This is a genomic window from Shewanella inventionis (genome assembly GCF_014641855.1).
GTDB lineage: Bacteria > Pseudomonadota > Gammaproteobacteria > Enterobacterales > Shewanellaceae > Shewanella > Shewanella inventionis.
Genome location: NZ_BMII01000015.1, coordinates 25,574 through 37,976, shown reverse-complemented (window position 1 = coordinate 37,976; position 12,403 = coordinate 25,574). Strand labels below are relative to the sequence as shown.

General features: G+C 40.2%; 9 protein-coding genes and 1 pseudogene. 5 read left to right on the top strand and 5 right to left on the bottom strand.

The window, feature by feature from the left end; translation table 11 throughout:
• Position 1: 1 nt before the first annotated feature.
• Together IEW93_RS10085 and IEW93_RS10080 are read left to right on the top strand one after the other, a co-directional pair.
• Positions 2-442, top strand: coding sequence for a DUF1285 domain-containing protein (locus IEW93_RS10085; protein WP_188739205.1), 441 nt, complete (start codon positions 2-4; stop codon positions 440-442).
• A 706-nt stretch (positions 443-1,148) separates the two neighbouring features.
• A complete protein-coding gene (locus IEW93_RS10080; protein WP_188739204.1) occupies positions 1,149-1,568 on the top strand; it encodes a MarR family winged helix-turn-helix transcriptional regulator in 420 nt (139 codons plus the stop codon).
• A gap of 328 nt (positions 1,569-1,896) precedes the next feature.
• Here IEW93_RS10080 and IEW93_RS22325 read toward each other — a convergent pair.
• Positions 1,897-2,022, bottom strand: a pseudogene (locus IEW93_RS22325) (transposase domain-containing protein); the annotation flags it as partial.
• A gap of 582 nt (positions 2,023-2,604) precedes the next feature.
• On the opposite strand from IEW93_RS22325, the gene IEW93_RS10065 reads away from it, so the two are divergent.
• On the top strand, positions 2,605-4,209 hold the full coding sequence (locus IEW93_RS10065) for a BCCT family transporter (protein ID WP_188739202.1): 1,605 nt from the start codon (positions 2,605-2,607) through the stop codon (positions 4,207-4,209).
• 426 nt (positions 4,210-4,635) lie between these two features.
• Complete coding sequence (locus IEW93_RS10060; protein ID WP_188739201.1) at positions 4,636-6,216, top strand: BCCT family transporter; 1,581 nt, start codon at positions 4,636-4,638, stop codon at positions 6,214-6,216.
• Positions 6,217-6,288: 72 nt separating this feature from the next.
• On the opposite strand, the gene IEW93_RS10055 is transcribed toward IEW93_RS10060, so the two are convergent.
• Complete coding sequence (locus IEW93_RS10055) at positions 6,289-7,005, bottom strand: 3'-5' exonuclease (RefSeq protein ID WP_188739200.1); 717 nt, start codon at positions 7,003-7,005, stop codon at positions 6,289-6,291.
• 10 nt (positions 7,006-7,015) lie between these two features.
• Complete coding sequence (locus tag IEW93_RS10050) at positions 7,016-8,893, bottom strand: putative nucleotidyltransferase substrate binding domain-containing protein (RefSeq protein ID WP_188739199.1); 1,878 nt, start codon at positions 8,891-8,893, stop codon at positions 7,016-7,018.
• A gap of 508 nt (positions 8,894-9,401) precedes the next feature.
• Here IEW93_RS10050 and IEW93_RS10045 point away from each other — a divergent pair.
• Positions 9,402-10,616: a class I SAM-dependent methyltransferase gene (locus IEW93_RS10045; protein WP_188739198.1), complete on the top strand. Its 1,215-nt coding sequence runs from the start codon at positions 9,402-9,404 to the stop codon at positions 10,614-10,616.
• A gap of 90 nt (positions 10,617-10,706) precedes the next feature.
• Here IEW93_RS10045 and IEW93_RS10040 read toward each other — a convergent pair whose 3' ends face one another.
• Together IEW93_RS10040 and IEW93_RS10035 are read right to left on the bottom strand one after the other, a co-directional pair.
• Positions 10,707-11,783, bottom strand: coding sequence for an OprO/OprP family phosphate-selective porin (locus tag IEW93_RS10040; RefSeq protein WP_188739197.1), 1,077 nt, complete (start codon positions 11,781-11,783; stop codon positions 10,707-10,709).
• Entirely contained in the window at positions 11,780-12,403 is a 624-nt protein-coding gene (locus tag IEW93_RS10035) for a DUF4956 domain-containing protein (RefSeq protein WP_188739196.1), read from the bottom strand. The genes IEW93_RS10040 and IEW93_RS10035 overlap by 4 nt, the downstream gene beginning before the upstream one ends.

Genomic DNA, 12,403 nt, shown 5'->3' with positions numbered 1-12,403 from the left:
CATGGCAGATGAAACAACAGCGCTAAACTCATTTACCCATCCAGATGGCGTGGCGTTATGCAGTGAGGATGTGTTGTTTCATATTAAAGAAAATGGTGATTGGCTGTACCTTAACAGCCCGTTGCCAGCAAAGTTTGCTGCGTTATTTAGCAGTATTTTGCACTGTATCGATAATGAATATTTCCTCATTACACCCGTCGAAAAGGTAAAGGTGGCCGTAGAATCCTATCCTCTCGTGCTAGTAGATTATCAATCAATTGCCACGTCAGCTGATGAACTGTTTTTTACTACCAGTATTGCAACACAAGTTAACGCCGTTAAATTGCAAGATATACATGTCACTGATGATGGTATTTATGTTCCATTAATCAGGGGGTTAACTGGAAAACTAAATCGAGCTTGTTATTACCGATATATTAACGATTATATCGATTTTGATTAGCATAGGTGTACCAGTTTATTCGTTAGCTCTTTGTTTTATTACAGAGTGTTTTTGTGCACGAGCCTAACAAACACGTTTCAAACAGTCCTTAGTCCTGTTAACTGCGTTGAATGAACTTGCAATAGGCGTTAATTAGGGTCTGTTGAACTTTGCTGTTTGAATTTTGTTCGAGTTAAAAACGTTTTAATCGAGACGAATGGATTGATGCCTAGTCATCTAAGCAAAATCCATTCAACAAAGAGTAAAACGTTTTTAGCCGAACCTTTCAGGCAGCGTTTGTTGGCCATTTTTACTGCGTTATCGACTTTTTATGTAGAATAACTACACCTCAAAGTCTCTGCCGCGCAGTTATATATGTGAGTAAAGACCAACAATTCGCTGCAAAAACAATCTTGAAAGATCAACAGACCCTGGCCTTGTGAGTAAAATAAATGACAAGATTGACAGTGGATTTTAGTCAAAACATTGTTTTTTATTGTTATAAATATCGCTGTGAGTTAAAAAATATTTTATGTAACACAATGAAAAATATGTTCTTTACTATATTAAATACAAATGGTTAACATTTTTTAATCGATATATTCACTCAAACTAAGGCTAAAGCGCTTCTCTTAACGTATAGACATGGTAATCTTAATTTGTTCGCGTTCGTTGAATTGCTATCGAAAGTAACTCAACATGCTAATGACGATGTAGGAGGTATCATTTGAAACGTTTTGAAAGTTTAAGTTACCTGATTTCCCATCTTAATATTGCTTTACAGCAAGAACTTGATACACGCTTAAAGCGTTATGAGTTGGACAGTAAACTCTGGCCTGTGCTATTTGCTTTATGGCAAGAAGAGGGCTTGAGTCAAACTGAGCTGTCTAAACGGTGCGATGTAGCAAACTACACCATGACACGCCTGCTCGACACACTTCAAGTGCAGGGGTTTATCACCCGTCATCAAGAGGCAGACAATCGTCGTGCTTTTCAAATCTTTTTAACTGACAACGGCAAAGCGTTAGAACAAGATTTAGTCCATGAAGCGCAGTGGGTTAATGAGCGCTTTTTAGCGGTGTTGTCAGATGAAGAGCAACAGGAATTTATGCGCTTACTAAATAAAGTGAATCAATTTAGTCAATAAGTGTTAACTCATTTCTCATCATCCTTGTAATTGATTAATAATAAGATATTATTCTGTACGACATTGTTTAAGTCGCAAAAATAGGTGTAGCACTAACAGTATCGCCAGAACTTTTGAAATCAGTCAGATAAACTTATTGTTCAGAGCTATCGGTAAAGTAATGAAATCGAGCTATGTTTTTGCTTAAATGTCACTTGCTTAAATGTCACTTGCTTAAATCTCACTTGCTTAAATCTCACTTGCTTAAATGTCACTTGTTTAAATGTTACTTGCTTAAATAATGTAAGCGTCCAGCAAACTGCGCCTTGCCCAGTTCAACTAGCCAGAGTCATACACTGTTGAAGTCAAAATCAAGATGGGATAATTGTTTTAAGCAGTGTTTGATATAATCGAACGGGATTAGTCCATTCGCTTTGGCCGTTTCTATGATACAGTACAATATAGCGCTCGCCTCTACACCACTGTGGTTGCGGTTAAAAGTGATGTGATATCTTATTTTGGTGATCCTATTGGGCTGCAGATTGGACATATGAATTAAATAGCACGATGGGAAATAGTCCAACAGGTTTATCAAAAACCGCAATGTTGTTCAAAATATAGGTTGCTTCATTTTGTTACTCAGACAATGTGTCAGCTCTTTACATGATCAGAGCACCCAACAACGTATATTTTACACGTTTCTTTTTTTCCAAATATTTACGCGATAAGGGCTTTCCTTGTTTAAATATGTGATCGATACGCGATAAGGACTTCCTCTTTGATGTATGTGATGGCATGTAAACCCCCAGGGCAACCGCATGAGTGCTTACTTTTTGAACTCTATGTTTAACCTACAAGCAGAAGAACAAGAAACTATCCTAATTATGAAGATTTATCGAACTACGGAAGTTTATTTTATGACCTGGTTCTGTTCGAAAAACGTTCGCGATCTCACCCTGTGTAAACCCCTTGTACTTTATTATCTATCTAATCAACACCAATCAAAAATGGAGTTAGTTTCTCTTATTCCTTATTCGAATAGTGAAGCCTGTTAATTATGAAATTCAAGTCAAAAAAATACAGTATAGAATCAACCGATTATCAGGTTGGTCAAGACAATATTTTCAAGTGGGGCATGGATGTCCACAACACAGTTTTTAGCGTTTCCGTCGGTTTATCTATCTTATTTATTGTGGCTCTGCTGGTTTTCCCCCCTGCAGATGCAAAAGCCGCTATCGATGCAGTGAAGGGCGCAGCGTTATCTCACTTTGACTTCGTGTTCATGTGGACTGCTAACATTATGCTCATTTGTGCTATCGGGATTGCGTTTTCTCCATTAGGTAAAATTCGCTTGGGCGGTGATAACGCCACAACGGATTACTCGACAATATCCTGGGTATCTATGCTATTTGCAGCAGGTATGGGTATTGGCCTTATCTTCTGGGGCGTGGCAGAGCCAACTGCGTTTTACACTGATTGGTTTGGCACCCCGCTCGACGTGGCACCTTTTACACCAGAAGGCCGTGAATTAGCGCTTGGCGCTTCGGTATTCCACTGGGGGTTTCATGCTTGGGCTATCTACGGTATGACCGCGCTGTCATTGGCATACTTTGTTTATAACAAGGGCTTACCACTTTCAATGCGTTCGGTTTTCTATCCCATATTAGGTGATAAAGTTTGGGGCAAAACCGGTGATGTGATCGACATTATGGCCGTACTGGTTATTTTGTTCGGCCTTGCAACGTCTCTGGGTTTAGGTGGGTCTCAAGCGGCCAGCGGAATAAGCCACGTGTTTGGTTTTGAGAATAGCATTTTTCTGCAGCTGACGATTATTCTGGTCATTATGGGGCTTGCTATTCTATCAGTTGTTCGTGGCATGGATGGCGGGGTTAAATTGTTGAGTAACATCAACATGGTTATTGCCTTTATATTTCTTGGTTTTATCAGCATTCTTAATTTCACGACTGTGCTTGATTCATTGGTCACAGGCGTTGTCGGTTACGTCAAAAACATCATACCATTGAGCCAAAATTCTGGTCGTGAAGACACCAGTTGGCTACACGGTTGGACGGTATTCTACTGGGCTTGGTGGATTGCGTATGCGCCATTCTTTGGTATGTTTGTGGCACGAATTTCACGTGGCCGCACTGTACGCGAGTTTCTGGCTTGTGTGTTGATTATACCCACTTTAGTAACCACCGCTTGGATGTCATTTTTTGGCGGTATCGCGATTCAACAAATCATTGATAAAGTTGGCCAGCTAGGCGTAGAGCAAGGTATTACAGACGTTTCATTGAGTTTGTTCTACATGCTTGATGCTTATCCTATGGGGGATATCCTGTCCATTATTGCGGTATTACTGATTATCGTGTTTTTTGTGACAACCTTAGATTCAGGCTCTATCGTGGTCGATAGCATGACCGCAGGTGGTAAGTTAGAATTACCGATGAAGCAAAAGATTGTGTGGGCGGTTATCTCTGCGCTAATTGCGATGGTGATGTTGTGGATTGGTGGCACTGACTCCATTAAAGCGCTTCAGTCGGTTACTATTATCGCTGCGCTTCCGTTTGCCATTATATTAGTGCTTGCTTGCGTTAGCTTGGTGCTTGGCATGTTTACTGAAGTCAAAAAGCCGCAATTAAACCGTAATCAATCCGCTTAATTACGATGAAGGGGCTTACAAGGTACATTCTTGTAAGCCCTTCTTTTTGTATACGTCACACTGGAAAATGAAGTGCACAGGCTCAAGCAGCAAGTAAGTCGATTTAAAGCATAGATGCTCTGTATCGTTACAGTAGAGCATTACGCTCCTTCTTCAATATAGTGTCGGAGTCAGTCTTAATAGGACATATGACAACTTGGCAATATTCGATAGCCTCTATTTACACCTTTTTAACTCATATAAAATTCAATCAACAAAGATCAACATGCTGAGTGACTTGTGATTAATTATTTAAATAAATCATATAGCTAAATAAGTTTGAATCTTAAATAAACCTGAAATTATTATCTATTTTTGCTAAAATCCGTTACACAAATTATATCGACCCTCACTTTTAAAGTGTCAGGTCGCTCTAACAAAGGTTTTATGATGATGAATAAGGACAAGTACAGTATAGATAATACCGATTATACTGTTGGGCAAGATAACATCCAAAAATGGGGTTTTGATATACATAACGCCGTTTTTGGGATTAGCGCAGGTTTAATTCTTGCTTTTTTAATTGCCATATTAATCATTGATCCGGCTACATCAAAAGAATTTTTAGACGGTTTAAAATGGCAAATTATTGGTACATTTGACAGCCTCTTTATGTGGTCGGCAAATATTTTTGTGGTTTTTTGCTTGGTATTAATCGTTTCTCCTTTCGGTAAAATCCGCTTAGGCGGAGAGGGTGCAAAAGCCGATTATTCAAGACTTTCCTGGATTGCGATGCTATTTGCTGCGGGCATGGGAATTGGTTTGATGTTTTGGGGGGTTGCTGAACCGTTAGCCTATTACACTGGTTGGTATGAAACACCGTTGAATGTGGCAGCAAATACGCCTGAAGCGGTAGAGCTAGCACTTGGTGCAACCATGTTCCACTGGGGATTACACCCTTGGTCAATTTATGGTGTGGTTGCCTTGTCTATGGCTTTCTTTGCTTTTAACAAAGGTTTACCTCTTTCAATTCGTTCGGCTTTTTATCCAATTTTGGGTGATCGTACATGGGGCTGGCCTGGGCATATCATTGATATTTTCGCCGTATTAGCCACATTGTTTGGTCTTGCAACGTCTTTAGGCTTAGGTGCTCAACAAGCTGCATCAGGATTTCATCATGTGTTTGGCATTGAGGCAGGCTTAACCTTACAAGTCACTATTATTGTTGTTGTGACGCTGTTAGCTGTTATCTCTGTTGTCAGAGGCCTTGAAGGCGGGGTTAAAGTTATCAGTAACATTAATATGTTACTTGCTGTTGCCTTGCTCATCTTTGTTGCACTTGTGTCTTTTGCTGTTTCAATGGGGACAATACCTACAACGGTAATGGGTTATATTAAGAATATTATCCCGCTAAGTAACCCAATTGGTCGAGAAGATGAAGCTTGGATGCACGGTTGGACAGTGTTCTATTGGGCTTGGTGGATCTCTTGGTCACCATTTGTGGGCATGTTTATTGCGCGAATTTCTCGTGGCCGTACAGTACGTGAGTTCCTTGCCACTGTATTGATCGTGCCAACGGTAGTGACTATTTTATGGATGTCTGTGTTTGGTGGCGTTGCCATTGACCAAATTATCAATAATATCGGTACATTAGGGAGTAAGGGATTAACTGAGGTTCCGCTTGCTATGTTCCAAATGTTTGATTCGCTGCCATTAGGTAATCTGTTATCGATGTTGGCTGTGTTATTGGTATTGGTATTCTTTATTACCTCTTCAGATTCAGGCTCACTCGTTATCGACAGTATTACAGCAGGTGGTAAAATTGATGCTCCGATCCCACAGCGTATCTTTTGGGCTGTTATAGAAGGTGCAATTGCTGCTGTTTTATTGTGGGTTGGTGGCACTCAGGCGATTGAGGCATTACAAGCGGGTGCCATTTCGACAGGCCTTCCGTTCACCATTATTTTATTGTTGATGTGCGTGAGTTTGATAATGGGCATGCGGACCGAAAAGCATAACCAAAACTAGCTTTTGGGTAACAACAAAAGCCGATGATAAATTCATCGGCTTTTTTATGCATGTTGATTTAGGTTAACGGTATTACACCCATAAGTTTTTGATCGCAGTGTCTGGACTAAAGTGATACTTAATTTGTGCCTGCAGTAATTCAGCCGTGGCAATCGCATCGGTTAATGCATCGTGAGGCGCGTAAGCGGGTAAGTTATAACGTTCACGGCTATTTGCTAACCGAATTGAATGCGGACGCTTACGTTTAAAGAAATTAAAAAATCCCTGAGTTTTGGCGCGATGCAAATTAGCTTCAATTTGCATGGTATCGATTACCGGAAAAACAATGCCTTCATTGATTAACAGGCGTAACGTGTGATTAAGAAAATCACGCTCAATATGTCGATAATGTACCACCACCACTTTACCTGCCAGTTGGTCTAAAAGCTGTTCTAAAATCAATAAAAGATCTGGAGCATCTTGTAGATCTGAGTGAGTGATGCCATGAATAATAATTGAGTTTTCTTGGAGCTTATCTTGTGGATTGAGAAACCATTTTTTGGCTTTACGGCAAAAAATACGCTGTAACGTAAAGGGCACTAGACCAATGCTAATGATGCTATTTTTCTCTGAGTCTAAGCCGGTGGTTTCAAAGTCTAGGGCAACAAAATCAATATCACTTAATGGTGTTTCATTGTGATAGGTTCCAGCATGGTAAAAGTCAAACAAGCGCCGATCTTTACTTTTTTGCATTTTTAATTCGAGAAAGGCTTGCCAGTTTAAAATTTCTGATTTACTGAAATGTGTCATAAGTTGGCCTTTAACGTTTGTTTGAACTGTAGCGATATTTCAAAAAGTTCTGCGCATTGCTTAGCACTAAAAAAGCATCTTTAAGATTACGACGTTCAAAATCAGACATATTTTCGGGTTCAATATTATTATCAGGCTCAATCCCAGATTCAATATCGGATGATTGGTGACGTAGGCGTACTAAAGAGATAAGTTCCATCGCATGTTGTAAATCTTCCGCTTTTGAAGTGGGAAGAATCCCAGCGTCGATAATATCCTCTAAGCGTTCAAATGAGTTTTGCGATTGTGAGCCAATGGCGAGAGCATGTACTCGGATTAAGTCTGCTAATGGCGCAGTGCCACGACGTTTTAAATTGATGGAATTGTTATGACGACCATCTTTTTCCATCACAAAATCTTTAAAAAATCCTAGCGGCGGTGTCCGGTTAAGGGCGTTGTGTGCCATGCAAGCTAAAAAGTGGTTGTTTTTCTTGGCTTTGTTTAAGATAAATGCATTTAATTGTTCAGCCCATTTAACCCGACCATAAACCCCAGTTAGATCGAAGAAGATAGAACAGTTTAATAAGGCTTGCGGGTTGGGTTTTTCTATCCAGTCACCAAAACAGGCTTCCCATTCTGAGCGAGTTTTACGGTACTCTGGGTTACTGGCCATAATATCGCCAGTGCAATAACTGTAACCGCAAGCAGCTAAACCATCACATACAAAGTCTGCTAACTTTGCAAAATACTCACCGTGCACTGCGGCGTTATAGCTGTTATCTAGAATAATCGCATTGTCTTGATCGGTTACCATCAGTTGCTCATCGCGAGCCATTGAGCCTAGCGCTAAAAAACAATAAGGAACTGGTGGTGGGCCGAATTTTTCTTCTGCAAGTTCTAATAAACGCTGCTTAAAGTTACGGCCGATTTCAGACATTGCCCGCCCGACCATATGTGAGTTGGCGTCTTCATTAACCATGCGCACAAAACAGTTTTTTAACTGTGAAGATAACAACACTAAATCTTCGCAGCTTTTTTGCTGAAAGATACTACTGACAAATAACAAACTGTTTTGCGACTCGTAACGGATTATATCGGCTACTTCAATTAGGCCTATGGGGATTTTATTTTTAAGAATAGGCAGATGATCAATTTTATTACGAAGCATAAGTAGCATAGCTTCAAAGATGTATGCATTGTGATCCAGTGAAATTAACTCGGTCGACATGACTTGTGAAATAGGACTATCTACATTCACTCCAGCAGCAATCACTTTAGCGCAGAGATCATGTTCAGTAATAATACCCACAAAACTACTGTCTTGTTGATCTTCAATATCTGGATCATTAATTAATACCGCAGAAATATTTTCTTCAGTCATTATCTGGGCAACAGCTTGTATGGTGCTATTACAAGGTAGAATAACAGGCTCTCTGGTCACTAACGTTTTTACTTTAGAGGTGGTAAGGGCATTAGCATCTTCTGTTTTACCCTTTACAGCTTGCTTTAAGCGAGTGGTATCCTCAGCCTCTACAAAATCTGCAAAATCATCATAGTTTTCGCATAAGTCATTGAACACAGATTCAGGTATACAGTATACGAGGGTATCTTTTACTGCTTTGGCCGGAAAACGCACTTTATTGTTGGTCAATAAGCCCATTTGGCCAAATAACTGCCCCTGATCAAGACGATTATAGAGCTCACCTTTACGACGATATAACTCTACAACGCCACTGCGGATCATATAAAGTTCGGTGATCCTGTCATTAAAGTTAACAATCATACTATCGGTTCGGTAGTAAGAAATCTCGACACTTTTGGCAACGTCAATTAAGACGTGTTCTGGAAGCTGATCAAACGGAGCATACTGAGCGATAAAGCTCTGAATTTCGAGTACTTCGGCTGTCATGAGTAGACCTGTTAATGTGATAACTTGAACTTTGTTTATAGCTATGTCGATATTATACGAGTAAACAAAGCAATATGGGGATTTATCGAGTTCTTGACTATTTTGCAGCAGAACAGCGCAAGGGAGGTGGTCTGTTCTAAGCAGCTCTCAACTCCAATATAAGGGTGAAAAACAATCTGATTGTCATGGGCCTTAGGGTTTGTAGAACTTTTAAGCGTTTTTTACAATAGGTTTTCCTCGATTACTAAACTGCAATTCACTCACCACGCTTAATTTTATTTATCTTGAATAAATTCAGCAAAGATAAACACACTCTAACCTTAAGTGATACCTTAATTATCTCAGAGGACCACAATGAGTTTGATCATAAAGCTTCAAAATCAATATCATCAAAATAAGAGCTCAGTGGCCTAGATGGTGTAGAATAGGGCACAAGCGTCAGATGCAGGTGATTCTGGTTAATCATTTGCGCAACAAGGCTTTCATTTTTACTGTATATGAGATTGTAATGTCAAACCTTACTTCCCCTGAACTTAATAGCTTCGTGCAAGAGTGCGTAAACGCATTAACCGACAATAGATTACAACGCCTGGTGTTTTCTAAATACCGTGGCGATGACAAAGAGCTTAATCGTATTGCGGTGCGCAGTGTCGAGCTTAAAAACCAGCTTGTTGCATCTTGTTTATATGAATATCGTACAAATCATATTACCAAAAATGTTGAAATTACTGAGACTGGTGCGTTGTTTCAACAATGGTTAACCGCCGATTTTCAAAGTGCACATTTGATATGCAGTGATTGGGAAGTGCAGTTGAGTATCAGTAAAAAGGGCAAAGTATTAATTAATAAATACCGCAATAAAAATGCGCCCAAAACGAGTAATAAGGAAAATACCGAAGACAGTGCAATGTCACACAATCGGGCCAAAAAGCGCTTTGTTGAACAACATCGTCCTTACTTACGCGAGCTCGGTATTACGGATGCAAAAGGCGAGATTATTCCGGCAATGTCACGAAAGTGGAAGCAAATCAATAAGTTTATTGAAGTGCTATCTCGTGCCATTGACAACACTGGCTTAGCTGAAAAAAATGAAGTGCATATTGCTGATTTTGGCTCGGGCAAGGCGTATTTAACTTTTGCCGTGCATGATTATTTTACTGATAAGCTACGCGTAAACACGCAGGTTACTGGGGTTGAGCTACGTCAGGGATTGGTTGATTTGTGCAATCAAACCGCATCAAAATTAGCGTTAACCGGGATTAAGTTTGAGCAAGGCGATGTGCAGCATTTTAAAGCCCAGGGCATTAACATCATGATTGCCTTGCATGCGTGTGATATAGCGACTGATTATGCTTTGCATATGGGAATTAGCACTGGCGCCGAAATTATTATGTGTTCGCCATGTTGTCATAAGCAAATTAGACCACAAATGAAAAGCCCTGACATGCTGGCGCCTTTACTACAACATGGTATTCATATGGGGCAAGAGGCCGAAATGGTCACCGATGGCCTACGTGCATTATTGCTAGAAGCAAATGGTTACGATACCCAGGTATTTGAGTTTATTTCACTGGAGCACACCAGTAAAAATAAAATGATATTGGCGCAAAAACGTCAGCAACCGCGTGATAACAGTGCAATATTAGAGCAAATTGCAGGTATTAAATCGTTTTATGGCATTAAAGAGCAGTGTCTCGAAACCTTGCTCAATAGTAAGCCTTAAATTGATAGCTTGATGTAAACTCCTAAGACACATCATCATCGATGTGTCTTAGGTTAGTAAGTGAAAGGATACATTTATTGGCGTTTTTGACTAAAAACTGTATTGCGCTCTAAACGAAAACGCATTGTCATACCCAAACGTTTCACCGTCTTCTTGATGTTTAGCACGGATGAGGTTGGCTTTAAATATCAGGTCGTTATTGACAAGATAATTGATTCCAACGGCAAAAGTTTGGGCTTTGCGATCTTCCTGCTCTAACTCAAATTGGCTCACTCGCCATGTGAGTTCCCAGTCGTGTTTGGCCTTAATGGTGCCTAATTTTCCATCGTTGTATCGACGATTTTTACCAGAGAGTGGGTAACTCATTTGGTAATATCCACCTTGATAGTGGTACTCACCACGAGTTGCATCGTCGATATCTGTTTCAATCCATTCTGCCATCGACACCACGCCTAAGTATTGCCACATGAGCTCTATACTCGCCATTGACATATCTTCTGCATCTAAGCGTGTGCCTTCAAGTAACGAGTCGCTAGAGTACACCTCTAAGGTTTCGTTAATTCTAAACTCATCACCGTTACGTTTTCGCTTACTTAATGCTGAGCCAAGGTGGATAAAGTTGTCATCTTGATCTATCAATGCCCAGGTTAACCTACCTGTTACCCCCTGGCTGTTTTGTGAGTTGTCATCCTGAAAATAACCGATATTCCAGGTAAAGTTGCCAGGATTACCGTCGAGCTTAACGCCCATACTGCGACCAGGGGCTAGTGCCTCTGTGACCATGCTGCGTTCTATCATAAAGGTGTCGCTCGAGCTGGTCAGTTTTTCTAACCCAAACGGTTCTTTTTGCTGGCCAAGTGTGATGTTAGCCCAATCCATACCTTTATACTGTATGTAAGCATCTTTAATATCAAACTCACCTTCAGCAATATCTACCTGAAATTTACTACGCCAATCATCACTCAATTTAGCCTTGGCACTTAATCTTGCACGGCGAATGTCGGTTCCATCATTTGAGTTTTCCTCATCTTCAAGATACAGATCTGAAAATTGATCATGATCAACCATAATATAACCGCCAATACTCAGATCAGGGTAGTCGGTGGCATTTGTACTTGCAGCGAATACTAATAAAGCTGGCGCAACATAGAGGCTTAACTTTTTCATGATTTTGCTTCCACTGGATTTGTATGAGTCGTTGCGAGGTCTTGCTTTGGGCTATCGGGAATGTAGTAAACGATAAGTTCGGCAGTGTCTCTTAAAAAATCGATATGTGCTATTTCTACGTTGGTGACTTCTAAGCCGGTACGTTCACGAAGATCAGCTAATAATAATGCTTTATTTTTAGGTTTAATGTTCTCAATGCGTTCGTATGCAATACGTTGAATTTTATGATGTCCTTGAAAAAAGCGGGTGTCGACTAAAAATGCAACAAAACATAAAAAAGCATTGATTAAAAACAATTGTAACGTAGGCAATTTACTTACAGCACATAACAGGGCTATAGCGGTGACCATGAACAAATACGTCATTTCTTTGATTGAAATGGTGTCTGTGCGATACCGCAACATGCCAAATACGGCAAATAACCCAAAAGCAAACTCCATCGACATATCAACGCCATGGAGCAAATAGGTAATTAAAAAGATCCCAATGCCAAAGAGTACAAATGAGCCCGCAACAGTGGCGTTTTTATTACTGCGGAAATAACAACCGTAGCACAGCATCACAATCGAGATAAAATTGACGGCAAAAAGCACAATAAAACGTGGGGTAATTTCGGTCAT

Bases quoted from the DNA above. Each gene is read 5' to 3' on its own strand.
- IEW93_RS10085 (WP_188739205.1), top strand. From the start codon at position 2: ATGGCAGATGAAACAACAGCGCTAAACTCATTTACCCATCCAGATGGC.
- IEW93_RS10065 (WP_188739202.1), top strand. From the start codon at position 2,605: ATGAAATTCAAGTCAAAAAAATACAGTATAGAATCAACCGATTATCAG.
- IEW93_RS10060 (WP_188739201.1), top strand. From the start codon at position 4,636: ATGATGATGAATAAGGACAAGTACAGTATAGATAATACCGATTATACT.
- IEW93_RS10055 (WP_188739200.1), bottom strand. From the start codon at position 7,005: ATGACACATTTCAGTAAATCAGAAATTTTAAACTGGCAAGCCTTTCTC.
- IEW93_RS10050 (WP_188739199.1), bottom strand. From the start codon at position 8,893: ATGACAGCCGAAGTACTCGAAATTCAGAGCTTTATCGCTCAGTATGCT.
- IEW93_RS10045 (WP_188739198.1), top strand. From the start codon at position 9,402: ATGTCAAACCTTACTTCCCCTGAACTTAATAGCTTCGTGCAAGAGTGC.
- IEW93_RS10040 (WP_188739197.1), bottom strand. From the start codon at position 11,783: ATGAAAAAGTTAAGCCTCTATGTTGCGCCAGCTTTATTAGTATTCGCT.
- IEW93_RS10035 (WP_188739196.1), bottom strand. From the start codon at position 12,403: ATGACCGAAATTACCCCACGTTTTATTGTGCTTTTTGCCGTCAATTTT.